The sequence below is a fragment of the Streptomyces sp. NPDC048523 genome (assembly GCF_043199815.1).
Taxonomy (GTDB): Bacteria; Actinomycetota; Actinomycetes; order Streptomycetales; family Streptomycetaceae; genus Streptomyces.
In genome coordinates this window covers 1,479,929-1,499,884 of sequence record NZ_JBICWQ010000001.1, presented here as the reverse complement: position 1 = coordinate 1,499,884, position 19,956 = coordinate 1,479,929, and the positions used below count along the sequence as shown (strand labels likewise).

At 69.5% G+C, this 19,956-nt stretch carries 16 protein-coding genes and 3 pseudogenes; 11 read left to right on the top strand and 8 right to left on the bottom strand.

From position 1 onward, the window contains the following. Positions 1-68: 68 nt before the first annotated feature. The 3 genes and pseudogenes from ACGFWE_RS06845 to ACGFWE_RS06835 all read right to left on the bottom strand — a co-directional run. Positions 69-335, bottom strand: a pseudogene (locus tag ACGFWE_RS06845) (hypothetical protein); the annotation flags it as partial. Between the two features lie 8 nt (positions 336-343). Next, positions 344-1,075: pseudogene (locus ACGFWE_RS06840) on the bottom strand (molybdopterin dinucleotide binding domain-containing protein); the annotation flags it as partial. Between the two features lie 47 nt (positions 1,076-1,122). Next, positions 1,123-2,094, bottom strand: coding sequence for a 2-dehydropantoate 2-reductase (locus ACGFWE_RS06835; RefSeq protein ID WP_352381197.1), 972 nt, complete (start codon positions 2,092-2,094; stop codon positions 1,123-1,125). Positions 2,095-2,344: 250 nt separating this feature from the next. Here ACGFWE_RS06835 and ACGFWE_RS06830 point away from each other — a divergent pair, with 250 nt between their 5' ends. Beyond that, entirely contained in the window at positions 2,345-3,019 is a 675-nt protein-coding gene (locus ACGFWE_RS06830) for a GntR family transcriptional regulator (RefSeq protein ID WP_393598956.1), read from the top strand. 156 nt (positions 3,020-3,175) lie between these two features. Here the strand turns inward: ACGFWE_RS06830 and ACGFWE_RS06825 are convergent, their stop codons facing one another. From ACGFWE_RS06825 to ACGFWE_RS06815, 3 genes and pseudogenes are all read right to left on the bottom strand, one after another. Next, positions 3,176-4,591: an OFA family MFS transporter gene (locus ACGFWE_RS06825; protein WP_393598395.1), complete on the bottom strand. Its 1,416-nt coding sequence runs from the start codon at positions 4,589-4,591 to the stop codon at positions 3,176-3,178. A 1-nt stretch (position 4,592) separates the two neighbouring features. Continuing rightward, a complete protein-coding gene (locus ACGFWE_RS06820; RefSeq protein ID WP_352381193.1) occupies positions 4,593-5,984 on the bottom strand; it encodes an OFA family MFS transporter in 1,392 nt (463 codons plus the stop codon). A gap of 192 nt (positions 5,985-6,176) precedes the next feature. Then, a pseudogene (locus tag ACGFWE_RS06815) lies at positions 6,177-6,278 on the bottom strand (CoA transferase); the annotation flags it as partial. 195 nt (positions 6,279-6,473) lie between these two features. On the opposite strand from ACGFWE_RS06815, the gene sucC reads away from it, so the two are divergent. The 5 genes from sucC (at position 6,474) to ACGFWE_RS06790 (ending at position 12,072) form a co-directional block, all read left to right on the top strand. Then, positions 6,474-7,631: an ADP-forming succinate--CoA ligase subunit beta gene (gene sucC / locus ACGFWE_RS06810; RefSeq protein ID WP_393598392.1), complete on the top strand. Its 1,158-nt coding sequence runs from the start codon at positions 6,474-6,476 to the stop codon at positions 7,629-7,631. Next, the gene (sucD, locus tag ACGFWE_RS06805) at positions 7,616-8,545 is read left to right on the top strand and encodes a succinate--CoA ligase subunit alpha (protein ID WP_393598391.1); all 930 of its coding nucleotides are present in this window, start codon (positions 7,616-7,618) and stop codon (positions 8,543-8,545) included. The genes sucC and sucD overlap by 16 nt, the downstream gene beginning before the upstream one ends. 94 nt (positions 8,546-8,639) lie before the next feature. Beyond that, entirely contained in the window at positions 8,640-10,196 is a 1,557-nt protein-coding gene (locus tag ACGFWE_RS06800) for an aldehyde dehydrogenase family protein (RefSeq protein WP_352381187.1), read from the top strand. A gap of 94 nt (positions 10,197-10,290) precedes the next feature. Continuing rightward, positions 10,291-11,520, top strand: a complete 1,230-nt coding sequence (frc, locus tag ACGFWE_RS06795; RefSeq protein ID WP_352381185.1) for a formyl-CoA transferase — start codon at positions 10,291-10,293, stop codon at positions 11,518-11,520. 30 nt (positions 11,521-11,550) lie between these two features. Beyond that, a complete protein-coding gene (locus ACGFWE_RS06790; RefSeq protein WP_393598388.1) occupies positions 11,551-12,072 on the top strand; it encodes a beta-class carbonic anhydrase in 522 nt (173 codons plus the stop codon). 53 nt (positions 12,073-12,125) lie between these two features. Here the strand turns inward: ACGFWE_RS06790 and ACGFWE_RS06785 are convergent, their stop codons facing one another. Beyond that, positions 12,126-12,818: a GntR family transcriptional regulator gene (locus tag ACGFWE_RS06785; protein ID WP_352381181.1), complete on the bottom strand. Its 693-nt coding sequence runs from the start codon at positions 12,816-12,818 to the stop codon at positions 12,126-12,128. Between the two features lie 148 nt (positions 12,819-12,966). Between ACGFWE_RS06785 and ACGFWE_RS06780 the strand changes: the two genes are divergently transcribed. Further along, a complete protein-coding gene (locus ACGFWE_RS06780) occupies positions 12,967-13,809 on the top strand; it encodes an acyl-CoA dehydrogenase family protein (protein ID WP_393598386.1) in 843 nt (280 codons plus the stop codon). A gap of 36 nt (positions 13,810-13,845) precedes the next feature. On the opposite strand, the gene ACGFWE_RS06775 is transcribed toward ACGFWE_RS06780, so the two are convergent. Then, entirely contained in the window at positions 13,846-14,535 is a 690-nt protein-coding gene (locus ACGFWE_RS06775; protein ID WP_393598384.1) for a GntR family transcriptional regulator, read from the bottom strand. A gap of 221 nt (positions 14,536-14,756) precedes the next feature. On the opposite strand from ACGFWE_RS06775, the gene ACGFWE_RS06770 reads away from it, so the two are divergent. The 4 genes from ACGFWE_RS06770 to ACGFWE_RS06755 are packed head-to-tail and all read left to right on the top strand — an operon-like array spanning position 14,757 to position 19,894. Then, positions 14,757-15,257, top strand: coding sequence for a formate dehydrogenase subunit gamma (locus ACGFWE_RS06770; RefSeq protein WP_352381176.1), 501 nt, complete (start codon positions 14,757-14,759; stop codon positions 15,255-15,257). Beyond that, complete coding sequence (locus ACGFWE_RS06765) at positions 15,254-16,867, top strand: formate dehydrogenase beta subunit (protein ID WP_393598382.1); 1,614 nt, start codon at positions 15,254-15,256, stop codon at positions 16,865-16,867. The genes ACGFWE_RS06770 and ACGFWE_RS06765 overlap by 4 nt, the downstream gene beginning before the upstream one ends. Further along, complete coding sequence (gene fdhF / locus ACGFWE_RS06760) at positions 16,864-19,680, top strand: formate dehydrogenase subunit alpha (protein WP_393598380.1); 2,817 nt, start codon at positions 16,864-16,866, stop codon at positions 19,678-19,680. Before ACGFWE_RS06765 ends, fdhF begins: the two co-directional genes overlap by 4 nt. Before the next feature lies 1 nt (position 19,681). Then, a complete protein-coding gene (locus ACGFWE_RS06755) occupies positions 19,682-19,894 on the top strand; it encodes a formate dehydrogenase subunit delta (RefSeq protein ID WP_393598378.1) in 213 nt (70 codons plus the stop codon). The last annotated feature ends 62 nt before the right edge of the window (positions 19,895-19,956 follow it).

Genomic DNA, 19,956 nt, shown 5'->3' with positions numbered 1-19,956 from the left:
CCGCCGTCGTGCAGCGGGCAGGACCGTCAGCCCTGAGCGGCCGCAGCGGCCGCCAGGGTGACACGGTCCTCGCCCGCGTACACGTTCATGGAGTGGCCGCGCAGGCCCCCGGTCCGGTCGACGACCCGTTGAGCTGCGCGGAGCCGGTCGGGGAGGCTCGCGAGCCCCGGATCGACACGGACCGGGGGAGTGTCGTGGACGGGCCGGCGGGGCGTCGTACACACCGCGTCGAGGCGGATCTCCAGCGGCTCCTCGGGGGCCAGGGTCTCCGGTCGTGACGAGACCGCCCCGGCGCCGAGGCGAACGGCCTTGTGTCGTTCCATGACTCGTTCCATGTCCGGTGTCACCTCCGCATCGCCACGACGGGCAGCTTCTCGATCCGGATCGCGGCGGCCTCGAACTCCACGGCCCCGGCGACCGGGCAACTGTCCTTTCCCGCCACCTGCTTGGGGTCCGCCCCGGTCGGCGGACCGCCGGTCATGAACGCCAGGCCGGGCCGCAGCGCCGGATCCACCCACACCGGCGCCGCCGTTGAGCCCAGCCTGGTCGCGACCCGCACCTCTTCGCCGACCACCACGCCGTAGCGCTCGGCGTCCTCGGGACTCAGCTCGACACACTCGGCCCGCCGCAGCGACGGCGCCGAACCACCTTTCTGCAGGCGGGTGTTGTACGAGTCCAGACGGTGTCCCTTGGTGAGCCGGAGCGGATACGCCTCATCCGTCAGATCGACGGGAGGGGCATGTCGGACGAGATGGAAGGGCATGCGCCGCTCCCGGTCGTCATGACCGCGCCCGGTGAGCAGCGACAGGTTGAGCAGCGCGCGGTCCTCCTCGCCCTCGGTGCCGGCGCCCGCCCGCAACGGCTCACCGCACGCGTACGTGTGCGCCAACTCCCTTAGGACACCGGCCGGTACGCCCGTCACCTTCACCGCGAGCGACACCGTCCAGGGCTCGACGAGCTGCCTGTACTCCTCGAAGCCGGAGGTCGAACGCTCGATGAAGTCCCGGTCGGCCAGCCCCGCCCGGATGATCTGCCGGCCGATCGCATGGGCCATCGGGACCTCGGTGCCGGCGTTCGGCCGGATCCGAGGTCCCGACCCGATGGCGTGGGTGCCCGGTTCCGTCATGCGGCGGACCGGAGCGCGAGCAGGTCGGAGAGGGCGTGGACGGTACGGAGCGTGGGCACGTCCACACCGGTGATCTCCGCCAGCTCGATGACGGCGGTGAGCAGGACGTCGAGTTCCAGGGGCTTGCCACGCTCCAGGTCCTGGAGGGTGGAGGTGCGGTGGTCGCCGACGCGTTCGGCACCGGCGAGACGGCGTTCGATGGAGACGCCGACGGTGCAGCCGAGGGTCTCGGCCACCGCGAGGGTCTCGGCCATCATGGTCTCGATGACCTTGCGCGTGCCGCCGTGCAGGCACATCTGGCGCATGGTGGCACGGGCCAGCGCGCTGATGGGGTTGAAGGAGATGTTGCCCAGCAGCTTGAGCCAGATGTCGTCCCGCAGGTTCGGTTCGACCGGGCACTTGAGCCCGCCGGCCTGCATGGCCTCACTGAAGGCCTGGCAGCGGGGCGAGAGGCTGCGGTCGGGCTCCCCGATGGAGAACCGGGTGCCTTCCAAGTGCCGTACGACACCCGGTCCTTCGAGCTCGGTCGCCGCGTAGACGACACAGCCGATGGCCCGGGAGGGCGCGAGCACCGCACTGACCGCGCCGCCCGGGTCCACGCTGTCGATACGGTGCCCGTCGTGCGGGCCGCCGTGCCGGTGGAAGTACCACCAGGGGATGCCGTTCTGGGCCGCGATCACCGCGGTGGTGTCGGTGAGAAGGGGCTCGATGAGCGGCCCGCACGCCGCGTACGAGTTGGCCTTCAGACCGAGGAAGACGTAGTCGACCGGGCCGATCTCGGCCGGGTCGTCGGTGGCGTGGGCACGGGCGGTGAAGTCACCGCGCGGGCTGAGGACTTGGACACCGTGTTCCCGCAGGGCCGCCAGATGCGGACCGCGGGCGATGAGATGGACGTCGGCGCCGGCGCGGTGGAGTGCCGCGCCGACGTAGGCGCCGATGGCTCCGGCGCCGAGGACTGCGACTTTCATGGGTGGAAGCTCCGTTCGGTGAGGGTGACCGAGGAACTGCCGACTTTGTCGACTGGATATTGTCTACAGGATGGAGTGAGTGCTCAGCAAGAGTCGCGACGTCACTAAGGCCGTGAGCTGCTGTTACGCCCCGGTATGGGGCGATCCTCCACCGGTCGTGCGCCGTGGAACGCCGTAGACTGTAGGCGAAAACCAATTCATACTTGGCTCTCAGCTGCGGCGACGACGCTGCACAGGAGGGACCGTGATGTTGCCGACCACAGGACTGCCGTACGGGACGGTGCCCAGGCTCGAGCGACCCGGTCCCCTGCGTGACCGTGTCTACGGCGCGTTGCTGGAGCTGATCACGACGCGTGCTCTGCAGCCGGGTCAGCATCTGGTGGAGAGTGAGTTGGCGGGTCATCTGGGGGTGTCGCGGCAGCCGGTGCGTGAGGCGTTGCAGCGGTTGAACACCGAGGGGTGGGTGGATCTGCGGCCGGCTCAGGGGGCGTTCGTGCATGAGCCGACGGATGAGGAGGCGGATCAACTCCTCACCGTGCGGACGTTGTTGGAGGCTGAGGCGGCTCGGCTGGCGGCGGTGAACGCGGGCAGTGCCGGTATTGCCGCCCTGGAAGCGCTGTGCACGGAGGGTGAGAAGGCCGTCGACAACGACGACGTGGACGCGGCGGTCGCCCTGAACGCCCGGCTCCATGCGAAGGTCATGGAGTTGGCGGGCAACGCGGTCCTGGCGGAGTTGGCGGGGCAGGTGGACCGCCGGGTGCGCTGGTACTACACGCCGGTCGCCCGCCGGCGCGGCCGGCAGTCCTGGATCGAGCACCGTGAACTGATCGCCGCGATCGCCGACCGTGACGAGCGCCGTGCCACCGACCTGATGCGGGAACACACCGAGCACACGCGGAAGATGTACCACGACCGCGAGAAGTAGCGGATGGCGTGGGTCGGTGTATGGACGAACAGCCCACGGCGCCGCCCCGCCGACGGGCCACCCGGCCACCGGATCAGGCAACCATCGGATCAGGCGGCCCTTCCCCGACGGACGAACGCCGTGGGGAAGGGCCGCCTGATGTCCGAGCCGCTGGACTCAGGCCGTGGCCTGTTGCTGCCGTCCCGCGGCTCCGCTCCGGGGTCGTCCCGGCTGTCGTAGCAGCAGGGCGAGCGCCGCCGCGAGCATCGAGGTGACGCCGGCCAGGGCGTATGCCCCGTCGTAGCCCCAGGCCGCGACGACCATCGAGCCCAGTCCGCCGCCGAACAGGCCGCTGATCAGCTTGCCGCTGTACACCAGCCCGTAGTTGGAGGCGTTGTAGTTCTCCCCGAAGTAGTCCGGGGTGAGTGCCGCGAACAGTGGGTAGAACGCGCCGCCGCCGAACCCGGACAGGAACGCGAAGACCAGGAACAGCGACTCGCTCCTGATGTCACCCGCCCAGATCACTCCGAACTGCGCGAGCCCCAGGACGACGATCACGAACACCAGGGTGGACTTGCGGCCCCACTTGTCGGACAGCCAGCCCACCACCCCGCGCCCGATGCCGTTGATGACCGCCATGACGCCCATCGAGGAGGCCGCCACCAGCGGACCGAAGCCCACCTCCTTCGCGTAGTCGACCTGGAAGGAGATCCCGAAGATCGACACTCCCGCGGTCATCACGAGGGCGACCCACATGAGGGGAAGCATGCCGGTCCTGACGGCCTCCTTCGGTGTGAACTGCCGTACCGCCGGAGGGTTCTTGGCGAGAGCACCGCTTCCCTTCTCGCCGCCGCCGTGGGTGAGCGGGTCGATGTCGGCGGGCCACCAGTTCTTCGGCGGGTCCTTGAAGAAGAACGCACACCCGACGACCACGATCAGGATGTAGCAGCCGATGAGGTCCAGCACGCGGTGGTAGTTCGCGGTGTCGAAGCCGTAGTTGAAGATGAAGATGAAGGGCAGTGATCCGTACGCGAAGCCGCCGTTGACGAACCCGGTCTTGGCGCCCCGGCGTTCGGGGAACCATTTGCCGACCATGTTGATGCAGGTCGCGTAGACCAGTCCGGCGCCGATCCCCCCGATGACGCCGAATCCGAGGATCGCCAGCAGGACGTTGTCCAGGTGCGACAGGGCGAGGAATCCGACCAGACACATGCCCGAGCCGGTGTACATGGCCTTGCGGGCGGTCAGGATGCCCTTCTCCCGCAGCCAGCCCGCCGGGAAGGCGATGCCGGCCTGGAAGAAGACCCAGACGCTGAGGATCCAGAAGGTGTTGCTCTGCGTCCAGCCGTGGGCGTGGGACAGGGTGTCCTCGGCCGAGCCGTACGCGTACTCGAAGACGCTGATGGCCATCATGGTGAGCCAGGGCAGATACACCATGAGGGTGCGGGAGTGGCCGAGGATGTCCCGGTCGGTCTCGCCGATGCGGTAGACACGGCCGTTGGCGTCGGTCACTTCCCGGTAGGGACGTGGTGCGGCGGTGGAGTGTGCGGTCTTGTCGGTGTCACTGCGTGCTGCGTACGGATCTGCCGTCATGTCAGGCCATTTCCTCGCCGAGCGGTTGCGGGTTGGGTACGGTCCGACGGCTGGCCTGGGGCCTGCCGGGCGCCTTCAGGAACAGCGCGAGCACCGCGGACGCCAGGCCGATGGAGCCGGCTATGACGAACGCGCCCTGGTAGTCCCAGGCGCCGACCACGATCGAGCCGACACCGGAGCCGACGAGCCCCGAGATGAGCTTCGAGCTGTAGACCATGCCGTAGTTGGAGGCGTTGTTGTTCTCACCGAAGTAGTCCGCGGTCATCGCGGCGAACAGCGGGAATATCGCGCCGCCGCCGAAGCCGGAGACCATGGAGCAGAAGAGGAAGAACGGCATGCTGCCCATCTGGCCGGAGACCAGCACACCGAACTGCGCGGTGCCCAGCACCAGACACACGATGATCAGCGTGTTGCGGCGCCCGAACTTGTCGGAGATCCAGCCGATGACCCCGCGCCCGGTGCCGTTGACGATCGCCTTCAGTGACATCGCCGTGGCCACGATCCCGCCCGCGAAGCCCATGTCCTTGCCGAACGGGACCTGGAAGGCGATGCCGAAGATGTTGATCCCGGCCGTGCACAGCAGGCAGAACCACATCATCCACAGGACGGGCGTCCGTGCCGCCTCCTTCGGGGTGTACTGCTTGACGGCCGGCGGGTTCTTCTCCAGCGCCCGCCGGATCTTCGGGTCGTCGGTCATCCTCAGCGGATCGACGTGCGGCGGCCACCAGTTCTTCGGCGGGTCCTTGAAGAACCAGCCCGCGAACGCCACCACCGAGCAGCACACGAGGCCCACCGTCACCAGGACGCCCCGGTAGTTGCTCAGGTCCATGTACGAGGTGAACAGGAACACGAAGGGCACCGAGCCGTAGGCGAAACCGCCGTTGACCATGCCGGTCTTGCCGCCCTTGCGCTCCGGGAACCACTTGCCGACCATGTTCACGCAGGTCGCGTAGACAAGACCGGCACCGATACCGCTGCACACACCGAAGCCCAGATAGGCCACGATCACGTTCGGTGCGAACGCGAGCGACAGGTAGCCGAGGACGGTGCCCAGCGCGCCGAGCATCATCGCGTAGCGGGCCGGAAGCCTTCCGCTCTCCCTGAGCTGCCCGGCCGGGAAAGCCACGGCCGCCTGGAAGAACACCCAGACGCCCATCAGCCAGAAGATGTGCCCACTGCTCCACAGATGCGCCTCGTGCAGAGTGTCCTCGGCCGACGTGAACGCGTACTCCGAGGAACTGATGCCCAGCATGCCCATCCACGGGAAGAGCACCATCGTCCATCGTGGTCGTCCCATGATGTGCCGGTCGGTCTCGCCGATCCGGTACACGCGGCCGTTGCGGTCCGTCACCTCCCTGAAGGCGGCGGACGACGAGTAATCGACGGTTGTCATAGTTTTCAAGCACTCCTTGCGTCGAAAGATCTGGCCAGCGCCCCCTGTCCAAATTCCTTTCGTGCGCGCACGGATCCCCGGGGTCCACCGGCGCGCACCGCCGGCCCCCGTGCTCGTTCACGTCATGGACCACCGCCCAACGGCCCGGGAACGTGGCTCCGGTTCACCACGTCAGATCACCCCGCCCGACCTGACATCCGCCCCCAGCCACGCCAGCAACTGCGTCGCCGACTGACCCGACTGCACATGCGTCATATCCAGCACCCGCACACCCTCAAGAGCCGTCCTCGACACAAGCCACCTCACTTGTCCGTTGCCTTGAGCGTTCTGATGGTGCGCTGGGCCTGACCCCTGTTCGGCACATTGCATACAGTCGACGAATACTGTATGAAGATTGTTATCCCGCATCCGGTGGGTGATGTCCAGGGGGCGTGCAGCACTTTTCAGCTGCTTTTCAGTCGTGCATCACTGTCAGACAGGAGCCTCATCATGGACCTGTACGAGCATCAGGCGCGGGCCCTCTTCGAGGAACACGGAATCCCGGTGCCGAGGGCGGAGGTCACCGACTCGCCGCAGGAGGCCCGTGCCATCGCCCGCAGGCTCGGCGGCAGCGTCGTCGTCAAGGCGCAGGTCAAGACCGGTGGCCGAGGCAAGGCGGGCGGGGTGCGGCTAGCCGCCGACCCAGCCGAGGCCGAGAGGACGGCACGCCGGATCCTCGGCATGGACATCAAGGGACACAGGGTCAGCAGGGTCATGCTGGCCCAGTCCGTCGACATCGACACCGAGTTCTACGTCGCCTACGTCCTCGACCGGGCCGCGGGCCGCTTCCTGGCCATCGCCTCGGCGGAGGGCGGCATGGACATAGAGGAGGTCGCCGCGGCCCGCCCGGAGGCGGTCGCCCGTAGACACATCGACCCCGCCGAGGGCGTCACCTCGGCGACGGCGGGCGAGATCGCCGACGCGGCCGGCCTGCCACCGCAGACCGTCGATGTTCTCGTACGGCTGTGGGAGGTGCTGGTCCGCCAGGACGCCGTCCTCGTCGAGGTGAACCCGCTCGTGCGCACCCGGCAGGGGCACGTCCTCGCCCTCGACGGCAAGGTCACCCTCGACGACAACGCCCGCTTCCGGCAGGCCCGTTGGAGCGCAGAGAACATCGCGTACGGCGATCCGCTGGAGGAGGCCGCCGCCGCGAAGGGCCTCAACTACGTCAAGCTCGACGGCGAGGTCGGCGTCATCGGCAACGGTGCCGGCCTGGTCATGTCGACCCTCGACGTGGTCGCCGGCTGCGGGGCCCGGCCCGCCAACTTCCTCGACATCGGCGGCGGTGCCTCGGCCCAGGTCATGGCCGACGGACTGACGGTCATCCTGTCGGACCCGGCCGTGAAATCCGTGTTCGTCAACGTCTTCGGCGGCATCACCGCCTGCGACGCGGTCGCCGACGGCATCGTCAGGGCCCTCGACGAGGTACGGCTCACCAAGCCGCTGGTCGTGCGCCTGGACGGCAACAACGCCGCCCGGGGGAGGGCCGTTCTCGACGAGCGCGCCCACCCCCTGGTCCAGCAGGCCACCACCATGGACGGTGCCGCCCGCCGTGCCGCCGAACTCGCCAACACCAGTCGAAGGAGCGGGACATGGCCATCTTCCTGACCAAGGAGTCCAGGGTCCTCGTCCAGGGCATGACCGGCGGCGAGGGCAGGAAACACACCCGGCGCATGCTCGCCGCCGGCACCCACGTGGTCGGCGGCGTCAATCCCCGCAAGGCCGGGCAGACGGTCGACTTCGACGACCGGACCGTCCCCGTCTTCGGCTCGGTCGCCGACGGGATACGGGCGACCGGAGCGGATGTCACCGTCGTCTTCGTGCCACCCGCCTTCGCCGCAGCGGCAGTTGTCGAGGCCGCCGACGCAGGGATCGGACTGGCCGTCGTCATCACCGAAGGCATCCCCGTCCACGACACCGTCGCCTTCACCTCGTACGCGAAGAAGAAGGGGACACGGATCGTAGGACCCAACTGCCCCGGACTGATCACCCCCGGCCAGTCCAACGCGGGCATCATCCCCGCCGACATCACCCGGCCCGGGCGGGTCGGTCTGGTGTCCAAGTCGGGCACTCTCACCTACCAACTCATGTACGAGCTGCGCGACATCGGCTTCTCCACCTGTGTCGGCATCGGCGGAGACCCCGTCGTCGGCACCACCCACATCGACTGCCTCGCGGCCTTCCAGGACGACCCCGACACCGAACTCATCGTCCTCATCGGGGAGATCGGCGGCGACGCCGAGGAACGGGCCGCCGCGTACCTCCACGAGCACGTCACCAAACCCGTCGTCGGCTACATCGCCGGATTCACCGCGCCCGAGGGCCGGACCATGGGCCACGCCGGGGCCATCGTGTCCGGTTCGGCGGGAACCGCGCAGGCGAAGAAGACGGCGCTGGAGGCGGTCGGCGTCCAGGTCGGGAACACCCCCACCGAGACGGCCCGCCTCGTGCTCGCCCTGCTGGACACGGTTCGCGAGGACACGGTTCGCGAGGACATGGTCCGCGAGGCCCCTCAGGCCTGACCGGGACCACACAGCGGCGGACCAAGCCCTTTCCGGCCCCGCCGCGCTCCCCTATACGCCGCCCCCGACTGTGCACCGAGAGCGGAGACATCGCATGACAACGACCCTCAACTCCACCCACCTCGTGGTGAAGTCCGGTACCTCCTGGAACGACGCCTGGCAGCGCTGCCTCGCCGTCGCCCCCGAGGCCTTCCGGGACGACCGCGTCCTCAACCTCTGGGCCTGCGCCTGGCAGGCCGACGGCCGGGCCCTGCCCGCCACCAGCCCCGTCGACGGCACCCGCATCGCCGGTCCGCCGCGCCTGGACCGGGAAGCCGCTCACCAGGCCGTTCGCGCCTCCCTCGACCAGCACCGCGCCTGGCGCCACATCCGGCTCGAAGAGCGCCGGGCCCGTGTCGCGGCCACCCTCGACGCCCTCACCCAGCACCGCGAACTCCTCGCGCTCCTGCTGGTCTGGGAGATCGGCAAGCCCTGGCGGCTCGCGCAGGCCGACGTCGACCGGGCCATCGACGGCGTGCGCTGGTACGTCGACGGCATCGAACCGATGGTCGAGGGCCGCGCTCCGCTGGACGGCCCGGTGTCCAACATCGCGAGCTGGAACTACCCGATGAGCGTGCTCGTTCACGCCATGCTGGTGCAGGCACTGGCGGGCAACGCGGTCATCGCCAAGACCCCGACCGACGGCGGCGTCGCCTGTCTGACCCTGGCCTGCGCGCTCGCCGCCCGCGAGGGAATCCCCGTCACCCTCGTCAGCGGCAGCGGGGGAGAGCTGTCCGAGGCGCTGGTGCGGGCGCCCGAGATCGGCTGTGTCTCCTTCGTCGGCGGCCGCGACACCGGCGCCGCCGTCGCCACGGCCGTCACCGACCTCGGCAAGCGCCACGTACTCGAACAGGAGGGACTCAATACCTGGGGCCTGTGGAACTACTCCGACTGGGACGCACTCACCGCCGTCATCCCCAAGCTCTTCGACTACGGCAAGCAGCGCTGCACCGCCTACCCGCGGTTCGTCGTCCAGCGCGAGCTGTTCGACGAGTTCCTGACGGCCTACCTCCCCGCGGTGCGCACCCTGCGCCTCGGCCACCCGCTCGCCGTCGAACACGCCGACGACCCGTACCCGGCACTGGACTTCGGGCCGGTGATCAACGCGGCCAAGGCTAAGGAACTCCGCGACCAGGTCGCCGAGGCCATCAACCGCGGAGCCGTTCCGGTCCACCGCGGCAGCGAGGCCGACGCCCGCTTTCTGCCCGGCCAGGACACCTCGGCGTACGTCCAACCCGTCACCCTCCTCAACCCGCCCCCCTCCTCACCCCTGCACCACGCGGAACCCTTCGGCCCGGTCGACACCATCGTCCTGGTCGACACCGAGGCGGAACTGCTCGCCGCGATGAACGCCTCCAACGGCGCCCTGGTGGCCACCCTGTCCACCGACGACCGGGCCACCTTCGACCGACTCGCCCCCCAGATCCGCGCGTTCAAGGTCGGTCACGGCAAGCCGCGTTCCCGCGGCGACCGCGACGAGCTGTTCGGCGGCTTCGGCGCCTCCTGGCGGGGCGCCTTCGTCGGCGGCGAACTGCTGGTACGCGCGGTCACTCAGGGTCCGGCCGGCGAACGGCTGCCCGGGAACTTCCCCGAGTACCAGCTGATGCCGTGAGACGAGCCCGGGCGGCGCTCCGTGAAGGGGCGGCCGCCCGGCCGACGGCGAACACACGACGACGCAGAGATGACGCAGAGATGGGGTGGCGAGCATGTCGTTGGCTCTTGAGGGTGTGCGGGTGCTGGATATGACGCATGTGCAGTCGGGTCCGTCGGCGACGCAGTTGCTGGCGTGGCTGGGGGCGGATGTGGTGAAGGTGGAGGCGCCGGGCGGGGACATCACGCGTCGGCAGTTGCGGGATGTGGCGGAGGCGGACTCGCTGTATTTCACGATGCTCAACTGCAACAAGCGCAGTATCACGCTGAACACCAAGAGCGAGCGGGGCGGGCAGATGCTGGCCGCGTTGATCCGGGGTGCGGATGTGCTGGTGGAGAACTTCGCGCCGGGTGCGGTGGAGCGGATGGGCTTTTCGTGGGAGCGGGTCCGGGAGATCAACCCGCGGATCGTGTACGCGTCGATCAAGGGCTTCGGTGAGGGCCCGTACATGAACTTCAAGGCGTATGAGGTGGTGGCGCAGGCGATGGGCGGGTCGATGGCCACGACCGGGTTCCAGGACGGTCCGCCGCTGGCGACCGGGGCGCAGATCGGGGACTCGGGTACCGGGATCCATGCGGTGGCCGGAATCCTGGCCGCGCTGCTGCAACGGACACGGACCGGGCGGGGGCAGCGGGTGGACGTGGCGATGCAGCACGCGGTCCTCAACCTGTGCCGGGTCAAACTCCGTGACCAGCAGCGCCTGTCCCACGGCCCGCTCGCCGAGTACCCCAACGACGACTTCGGCGAGGAGGTGCCGCGCTCGGGCAACGCCTCGGGCGGCGGACAGCCCGGCTGGGCCGTGCGGTGCGCGCCCGGCGGGCCCAACGACTACGTGTACGTCATCGTCCAGCCCGTCGGCTGGCCGCCGCTGGCCGAGCTGATCGGCCGTCCCGAACTGGCCGCCGACCCGGAGTGGGCCACCCCCGAAGCCCGGCTGCCCAGGCTGGCGAAGATGTTCCAGCTGATCGAGGAATGGACCGCGACGCTGCCCAAATGGCAGGTCCTGCAACAGCTGAACGCGCACAACATTCCCTGCGGGCCGATCCTGTCCCCCAAAGAGATCATCGAAGACCGCTCACTCGCGGCGAACGACATGATCGTCGAGGTCGAGCATCCCGTGCGCGGCACGTTCACCACGGTCGGCAACCCCCTCAAACTCTCCGACTCCCCCACCACCATCACCACCCCACCCCTCCTCGGCCAACACAACGAAGACATCTACGTACACGAACTCGGGCTATCCCCGGCCGAGTTGCCGCAGCTCAAGGAGCAGGGCGTCATCTGACCGACTCGACCGGAGCGAGGTAGCCCCAACATGTCGACTTCACTTCCCCCGACCGCGACGGTCACCGACCGGCTCATGGAAGCCAACCGCGCCTACGCCGCCGGGTTCAGCGACCCCGGCATGGGCGCCCGCCCCGTCCTGCGCGTCGCCGTCGTGGCGTGCATGGACGCCCGCCTCGACCTGCACGCCGCGCTCGGCCTGGCACTCGGCGACTGCCACACCATCCGCAACGCCGGAGGAGTCGTCACCGACGACACGATCCGCTCTCTGACGATCAGTCAGCGCGCGCTCGGCACCCGCAGCGTGGCGCTCATCCACCACACCGGCTGCGGTCTGCAAACCCTGACCGAGGACTTCCGGCACGAACTGGAGCTGGAGGTCGGCCAGCGCCCCGCCTGGGCCGTGGAGGCCTTCCGGGACGTCGACCAGGACGTACGGCAGTCCATGCAGCGGGTGCGCACCTCGCCGTTCCTGCCGCACACCGACGACGTGCGCGGCTTCGTCTTCGACGTCACGACGGGGCTGCTGCGGGAGATCGACCCGAACTCCTGAGCCACCCTTGCCCGGCCGGCCGGCCGGGCGCCCGCGGTGGTGGCCGGCCGGGGTCAGTCGTCCCGGTCGGCCACCGCGGCGATCTGCTCGCAGTAGAAGTCGGTGGTGTTCCGAGTGTGCCGGCGCATGAGCTCCTCGGCGCGGTCGGGGGCGCCCTCGCCGATCGCCTCGATGATCCTCGCGTGCTCGTTCCAGGCGTCCTTGCCACGGGGCTTGGCGATGGGCATGTAGTACCAGCGCACCCGGAGGTCGACCTGCGGGATGAGTTCGGCGAGGACCTGGTTGCGGGACAGCAGGGTGATGTGGCCGTGCAGGGCGGCGTTCGCCTCCACGATGGCCCGGGCGCCCCCGGCCGCGAGGGCGGTCAGACCGGCCTGCTGAAGCTCCCACAGGCGGGCGACGTCGCGGACGGTGGCGTACTGGGCGGCGCCCCGCGCGGAATGGGTCTCCAAGAGGGCCCGCACGCTGAGGAGTTGGGCGCACTCCTCGGTGGTGGGGGAGTGCACGAAGGCACCCTGGGAGGGGCGCAGGTCCACCCAGCCGGCGGTCTGGAGCCGTTGCAGCGCCTCACGGATCGGCTGCCGGCTCACCCCGAGACTCTCCGCCAACTCGGCTTCGACGAGGTGCTGGCCCGGTGTGAGCGAGCCGTTGACGATCAGCTCGGTGAGGGCCTCGTAGACCGCCTGGCGCAACGGAGTGGGCCTGCTGATCGGGCCACGGGCTGTCACGGTGGGCGTATGGGGCATGGGCCCTGTCTCCCTCGTTCGGCTGGTGGGTCCCGGAGATTGCGGAAAATGCACGGCAGGACCCCTGGCGGCGACCTTCCCATGCAGAATACTGTATGCAATTATCGTTCGACAGTGGACAAGCAGCCACGCCCAAGGGGGTCGCCCCGTGTCGTACCGCACCGCTCTCTCCGAAGTCCTGACCGACGTCGTCGGACCCGCCGCCGAAGCGACGGCCCTGCGGGGCCGGTTCCCCCGCGGCGCCGTGACGGCCCTCGGCCGCGCGGGCCTCCTGGGACTCACCGTCTCCACCGAACTCGGCGGCGGGGGACAGGGGTTGCCGGCAGCCGTCGACGTGGTCGCGCGGACCGCGCGTGTCTGCCCGGCGACGGCTGCCGTGCTCCGGTCGCACTACACGGCCACCGCCGTCATCGAGGCGTACGGCGGCCCCTGGCTGCGTGCCGAGATCGCCGCCGGGCGCCACCCCACCAGCCTTGCGCTCGCCGAGTCGGAGTCCGAGTCCGAGTCGGACTCGGCATTGGCGTCGGAGGCCGAGGATGACGGGTCGGCGGCGGAGACCCAGCTCCTCGTGCCGCGCTCCGCGGCCACCCGTTCCGGTGAGGTGGTGGCCCTCCGGGCCCGCAAGCAGCGGGTGGTAGCGGCGGGGGAGGCCGACCTCTACGTCTGGTCCTCCCGGCCCCTCGCCACCCCCGACGGGCTGACGCTCTGGGTGGTTCCGGCACACGCCCCGGACCTGTTCGTCCCCGCGCGACCCGGTGCCGCCGGGCCCCGCGGCAGCGCGACGTCCACCGTGTTCGCCGACCCGGTACTGGTGCCCGCGGAGGCAATGCTCGGCGCGGACGGCGGCGGACTCGACATCGTGCTGCGCACGGTCCTGCCGTGGCTCCTCGAACTGCGGGCCGCCGCCGAGACCCGCCGCCCGCCGGCCCTCGACCCACTTCTCCACCTCGGGAGCACCCGCCCTTCCGCCGACTCTCTCGCCGTGTCCTGAATCGTGCCCGGGAGGACGATCGTGCCCGCGAAGACGTCAGTCCTGGTTCGCCCTGGCCGCGATCTTCCTGCGGTAGAAGTCGGCCGTACGCTCGGTGTGCTTGCGCATGATCTCGCCCGCCTGGTCCGCGTCGCCCTTGGCGATGGCCCTGATGAGCTGGGTGTGCTCGTTCCAGGCCTCCTTGCCGCGGGGCTTGGCGATGGGCGTGTAGTACCAGCGGACCTTCTGGCCCACCTGGGCGATCAGCTCGGCCAGCACGGCGTTGCCGGCGACAGTGGTGATGAAGTCGTGCAGCGCGGTGTTGGCGGAGACCAGCCGCTCGACGTCGCCGTCGGCGAGAGCGGCGATGCCGTCCAGCTGAAGTTCGTCAAGACGAGTGATGTCCTCGCGCTTCGCGTTCTTGGCGGCGAGCTGGGCCGAGTAGGTCTCCAGGACCGCCCGCACGCCGAGGAGTTGGGCGGCCTCCTCCTCCGTGGGGGAGTGGACGAAGGCCCCTTGGGCGGGCCGCAGATCCACCCAGCCGGCGGTCTGCAGCCGCTGGAGGGCCTCACGCACCGGCTGGCGGCTGACGCCGAGGTGTTCGGCGAGCTCGGCCTCGACCAGGTGCTGGCCGGGCTTGAGGGAGCCGTTGACGATGAGCTCGGTCAGGGCGTCGTACACGGCCTGGCGCAGCGGTGCCGGGCGGGTGACGCGCCGGGACGCTGCGGCCGTGAGTGCCTCGCGCATGGTTGTCCCGTTCTGCCGCCGGTGTCGCCGGGCGGCGGCTTCGTCCGAGTAGGGGCCGTTCGGAGGTCGCCGAAGGCCGCGTCAGCATACAGGTTTTGGTATGCAACATGGCGAGGGTCGATAAGCACTCCGTCTGCGGCAGGGTGTGCGGCATGGTTGTGTATACAGAAGTCTGTATGGAGTATGGTCAGAGTCTCCTGCACCCCTCGCCGGGGACCCGCATGACGGAAGGCGAAGCGATCATGACGACCAGCGGGAGTGACGTGACGGTCGAGAGCGTGGTCCGGAGGGTGGTGGCCCGGCACCGGGGCGAGCGCGGTGCGCTGTTGCCGGTACTGCACGCCGTCCAGGCCGAGTTGGGCCATGTGCCGCAGGAAGCCGTGCCGGTACTCGCGGAGGAGCTCAACCTCTCCCGGGCGGACGTCCACGGAGTGGTCACCTTCTACCACGACTTCCGTCGCGAACCCGCGGGCCGCACCACCGTGCGCATCTGCCGCGCCGAGGCATGCCAGGCCCTGGGCGCCGACCAACTGATCGGCTACGCGCGCGAGTCCGGACTGACCCTGGGGGAGACGACGGCGGACGGTTCGGTCACCGTCGAGCAGGTCTTCTGCCTCGGCAACTGCGCGCTCGGCCCCTCCGTCGAGGCGAACGGACGGCTGTACGGACGAGTCGGCCCCGCCCAGCTGGGCTCGATCCTCAACGGGACGGTCTCCTCATGAACAACCCCTCGCACTCCACGGCCACCGTCTACGTCCCCCGCGACTCCGCGGCCAGGTCCGTCGGCGCGGACGAGGTCGCGGCGGCCCTCCAACACGCAGCGTCCCGCGGGGACTTCGTGCTGGACGTCGTGCGCAATGGATCGCGCGGCATGCTGTGGCTGGAGCCCCTGGTCGAGGTGGTGACCCCGCAAGGACGTGTCGGCTACGGCCCGGTGGCCCCGGAGGACATCGACGGACTCCTGGCCGCAGGCATGCTCGACGGCGCGGACCATCCCCTCCGGCTCGGCGTCGTCGACGAACTGACCTGGCTGGCACGGCAGAACCGCGTCACCTTCGCCCGGGTCGGCGTGACCGACCCGCTGTCCGCCGAGGACTACGAGGCGCACGGCGGCCTCGCGGGACTGCGCGCCGCCCTGGAACTCGCCCCCGCGGACGTGGTCGCCGAGGTCACCGCGTCCGGACTGCGCGGCCGCGGCGGGGCCGGTTTCCCGGCCGGCATCAAGTGGAAGACCGTGCTGGACTGCGCCGACGAGCTCAAGTTCGTGTGCTGCAACGCCGACGAGGGCGACAGCGGGACCTTCGCCGACCGGATGGTCATGGAGGGCGACCCGTTCATGCTCATCGAGGGCATGACCATCGCCGCACACGCGGTCGGGGCGAGCGAGGGCTACCTGTACATCCGCTCGGAATACCCCGACGCGGTGGCCACGATGCGCCGGGCGATCGGGATCGCCCGCGAGCACGGCTGGCTCGGCAGGAACATCCTCGGCTCCGCCCTCGACTTCGACCTGCACGTCCGCGTCGGCGCCGGCGCGTACATCTGCGGCGAGGAGACCTCCATGCTGGAGAGCCTGGAGGGCAAGCGCGGCATGGTCCGCGCGAAACCGCCGATCCCCGCGATCGAGGGCCTGTTCGGCAGACCGACCGTGGTGAACAACGTCCTCACCCTCGCCACCGTGCCCGTCGTCATGGCTGAGGGCGCGCAGGCGTACCAGCAACTCGGCGTCGAACGATCCCGCGGCACCCAGGTGTTCCAGCTCGGCGGCAACATCGCCCACGGCGGCATCGTGGAGACCGCCTTCGGCATCACCCTGCGCGAGCTCATCGAGGAGTACGGCGGCGGAACCTTCTCCGGACGTCCCGTGCGCACCGCGCAGGTCGGCGGTCCCCTCGGCGCCTACCTGCCGACGGAGATGTTCGATCTGCCCATGGACTACGAGGCGTTCGCGGCGGCCGGGGCGATGGTCGGCCACGGTGGCGTGGTCGTCTTCGACGACAGCGTCGACATGGCCGCGCAGGCCCGCTTCGCGATGGAGTTCTGCGCCGAGGAGTCCTGCGGCAAGTGCACCCCGTGCCGGGTCGGCGCGGTGCGCGGCGTCGAGGTGATCGACAAGATCGTCGCCGGCACCCACCGGGACGAGAACCTCGCCCTGCTCGAAGACCTCTGCGACCTCATGACCGAGGGCTCGCTGTGCGCGATGGGCGGGCTGACCCCGCTGCCCGTGCGCAGTGCCCTCGCCCACTTCCCCGACGACTTCCTCGGCGGCCGTCGACTCCTGGACATCCAGCCCGTACAGGCGACGGGCCCGAAGACGGAGGGCACGGCATGACACTCCTCAAGGAACCCGACTTCGGAACCCCCGAGAGGCCAGGACCGGCAACAGTGTCCGTCGAGGTGGACGGCCTGCCGGTGACCGTCCCCGAGGGCACCTCGGTGATGCGCGCGGCCGCGCAGGCCGGCGTCGACATACCCAAACTGTGCGCCACCGACAGCCTGGAGGCGTTCGGCTCCTGCCGACTGTGCGTGGTGGAGATCGACGGCCGGCGCGGCACCCCGGCGTCCTGCACCACGCCGTGCGCCGACGGCATGAAGGTGAGCACCCAGACCCCGAAGGTGGAGAAGCTCCGCCAGGGCGTCATGGAGCTCTACATCTCCGACCACCCCCTGGACTGCCTCACCTGCCCGGCCAACGGCGACTGCGAACTCCAGGACATGGCAGGGGTGGTGGGCCTCAGGCAGGTCCGCTACGGCTACGAGGGCGCCAACCACCTCGACGCGGAGAAGGACACCTCCAACCCCTACTTCGACTTCGACCCGGCCAAGTGCATCGCCTGCTCCCGCTGCGTCCGCGCCTGCGGCGAGGTCCAGGGCACCTTCGCCCTCACCATCGAGGGCCGCGGCTTCGACTCCAAGGTCTCCCCGGGCGCCGGCGAGACCTTCATGGACTCCGAGTGCGTCTCCTGCGGCGCCTGCGTCCAGGCCTGCCCGACATCCACGCTCCAGGAGCGCTCGGTCGTCGAACTCGGCATGCCGACCAGGTCAGTTGTGACCACCTGCGCGTACTGCGGGGTCGGCTGCTCCTTCAAGGCCGAGCTGCGCGGCGACGAACTCGTGCGCATGGTGCCGTACAAGGACGGCGGCGCCAACGAGGGCCACTCCTGCGTCAAGGGCCGCTTCGCGTTCGGCTACGCCACCCACCCCGACCGCCGGCTCAAGCCCATGGTCCGCGACCGGATCACCGACCCCTGGCGCGAGGTCGAGTGGGACGAGGCGATCGGCACGGTCGCCCGGCGGATGCGCGAGATCCAGGAACAGCACGGTGCGAGCGCGATCGGCGGGATCACCTCCTCACGGTGCACCAATGAAGAGGTCTACGTCGTACAGAAGATGGTTCGCGCGGCCTTCGGCAACAACAACGTCGACACCTGCGCCCGCGTCTGCCACTCCCCGACGGGATACGGCCTCAAGCAGACCTTCGGCGAGTCGGCCGGTACCCAGGACTTCCGTTCGGTCGCCGAGGCCGACGTCATCATGGTGATCGGCGCCAACCCCACCGACGGCCACCCGGTGTTCGCCTCCCGGATGAAGCGCCGGCTGCGCGAGGGCGCCAAGTTGATCGTCGTGGACCCGCGCCGCATCGACCTCGTGCGCTCGCCGCACATCGAGGCGCAGCACCACCTCCAGCTCCGCCCCAGCACCAACGTGGCCGTCGTCAACGCGATGGCCCATGTCGCCGTCACCGAGGGCCTGGTCGACCGTTCCTTCGTGGACGCGCGGTGCGAAGGCTTCGACGACTGGGCCGAGTTCATCGCCCGCCCGGAGAACAGCCCGGAGTCCGTCGAGGAGATCACCGGAGTGCCGGCCGCCGAACTCCGGGCCGCCGCACGGCTGTACGCCGAAGCGCCCAACGGGGCCATCTATTACGGCCTCGGCGTCACCGAGCACAGCCAGGGCTCGACCATGGTCATGGGAATGGCCAACCTCGCGATGGCGTGCGGGAACATCGGCCGCGACGGCGTCGGCGTGAACCCCCTGCGCGGCCAGAACAACGTGCAGGGATCCTGCGACATGGGCTCCTTCCCGCACGAACTCCCCGGCTACCGGCACGTCTCCGACGACGCCGTCCGGACCGTCTTCGAGAACCTCTGGGGCGGAACCCTCCTCGCCGAACCGGGACTTCGCATCCCCAACATGTTCGACGCGGCCATCGACGGCACCTTCCGCGGCCTGTTCGTGCACGGCGAGGACATCGCCCAGTCCGACCCCAATCTCAAGCACGTCACCGCAGCCCTCGAAGCGATGGAACTCGTCGTCGTCCAGGACATGTTTCTCAACGAGACGGCCAAGTTCGCCCACGTCTTCCTGCCCGGGGCGTCCTTCCTGGAGAAGGACGGCACCTTCACCAACGCCGAACGCCGTATCAACCGGGTGCGCGCGGTGATGAAGCCCAAGACGGGCAAACACGAGTGGCAGATCGTCACCGAGATCGCCACCGCCATGGGCTACGAGATGTCCTACGACCATCCCGGCCAGATCATGGACGAGATCGCGTCGGTCACCCCAACGTTCACCGGGGTCTCCTTCGACCTCCTCGACAAGCTCGGCAGCGTCCAGTGGCCGTGCAACGAGGCGGCACCCGAGGGCACGCCGATCATGCACGTGGACGAATTCGTGCGCGGCAAGGGCAAGTTCGTGGTCACCTCCTACGTGCCGACCACCGAACGCAGCACCCGGCGCTTCCCACTGGTCCTCACCACGGGCCGCATCCTCAGTCAGTACAACGTCGGCGCCCAGACCCGCCGTACCGGCAATGTCGCCTGGCACCCCGAGGACGTACTGGAGCTGCATCCGCACGACGCCGAGGTCCGCGGCATCAACGACGGCGACATGGTCACCCTGGCCAGCCGCGTCGGGCAGACCACTCTGCGCGCGGAGCTCTCCGACCGCATGCCGACCGGGGTCGTGTACACCACCTTCCACCACCCCGTCACCGGTGCCAACGTGGTGACCACCGAGAACTCCGACTGGGCGACCAACTGCCCGGAGTACAAGGTGACCGCCGTACAGGTGGCGCTCGCCCGTCCGGACCGGTCGAGTGACACCGAGGCCGCCGGGAACGACCTCGTGACGGTGGTGGACTGAGATGACGGCGACCGTGCCGGCCGAGTGCAGGATGGCCAACGACATCGCCAGGAACCTCGCCCATCTGCCGGGGGAGGAGGCCGCCGAGGCGATCGCGGGGCACATCGGCAGGTTCTGGGACCCGCGTATGCGCACCCGGCTCCACGAGTTCGCCGACGCCGGAGTGGACGGTCTGGACCCGCTGGTGGTGGCCGCGGTGAAGCTCCTGCGCTGACTGGTGCGGTCTCCTCCCTGTACATCACTCCAGACTGCATACAGTATGGAGCCAGAGATCCG

Coding starts and splice junctions, on each gene's coding strand:
- ACGFWE_RS06785 (WP_352381181.1), bottom strand. CDS start 12,818: ATGCCCCATACGCCCACCGTGACAGCCCGTGGCCCGATCAGCAGGCCC.
- ACGFWE_RS06755 (WP_393598378.1), top strand. CDS start 19,682: ATGACGGCGACCGTGCCGGCCGAGTGCAGGATGGCCAACGACATCGCC.
- ACGFWE_RS06770 (WP_352381176.1), top strand. CDS start 14,757: ATGACGGAAGGCGAAGCGATCATGACGACCAGCGGGAGTGACGTGACG.
- ACGFWE_RS06775 (WP_393598384.1), bottom strand. CDS start 14,535: ATGCGCGAGGCACTCACGGCCGCAGCGTCCCGGCGCGTCACCCGCCCG.
- sucC (WP_393598392.1), top strand. CDS start 6,474: ATGGACCTGTACGAGCATCAGGCGCGGGCCCTCTTCGAGGAACACGGA.
- ACGFWE_RS06800 (WP_352381187.1), top strand. CDS start 8,640: ATGACAACGACCCTCAACTCCACCCACCTCGTGGTGAAGTCCGGTACC.
- ACGFWE_RS06790 (WP_393598388.1), top strand. CDS start 11,551: ATGTCGACTTCACTTCCCCCGACCGCGACGGTCACCGACCGGCTCATG.
- frc (WP_352381185.1), top strand. CDS start 10,291: ATGTCGTTGGCTCTTGAGGGTGTGCGGGTGCTGGATATGACGCATGTG.
- fdhF (WP_393598380.1), top strand. CDS start 16,864: ATGACACTCCTCAAGGAACCCGACTTCGGAACCCCCGAGAGGCCAGGA.
- ACGFWE_RS06835 (WP_352381197.1), bottom strand. CDS start 2,094: ATGAAAGTCGCAGTCCTCGGCGCCGGAGCCATCGGCGCCTACGTCGGC.
- ACGFWE_RS06765 (WP_393598382.1), top strand. CDS start 15,254: ATGAACAACCCCTCGCACTCCACGGCCACCGTCTACGTCCCCCGCGAC.
- sucD (WP_393598391.1), top strand. CDS start 7,616: ATGGCCATCTTCCTGACCAAGGAGTCCAGGGTCCTCGTCCAGGGCATG.
- ACGFWE_RS06825 (WP_393598395.1), bottom strand. CDS start 4,591: ATGACGGCAGATCCGTACGCAGCACGCAGTGACACCGACAAGACCGCA.
- ACGFWE_RS06820 (WP_352381193.1), bottom strand. CDS start 5,984: ATGACAACCGTCGATTACTCGTCGTCCGCCGCCTTCAGGGAGGTGACG.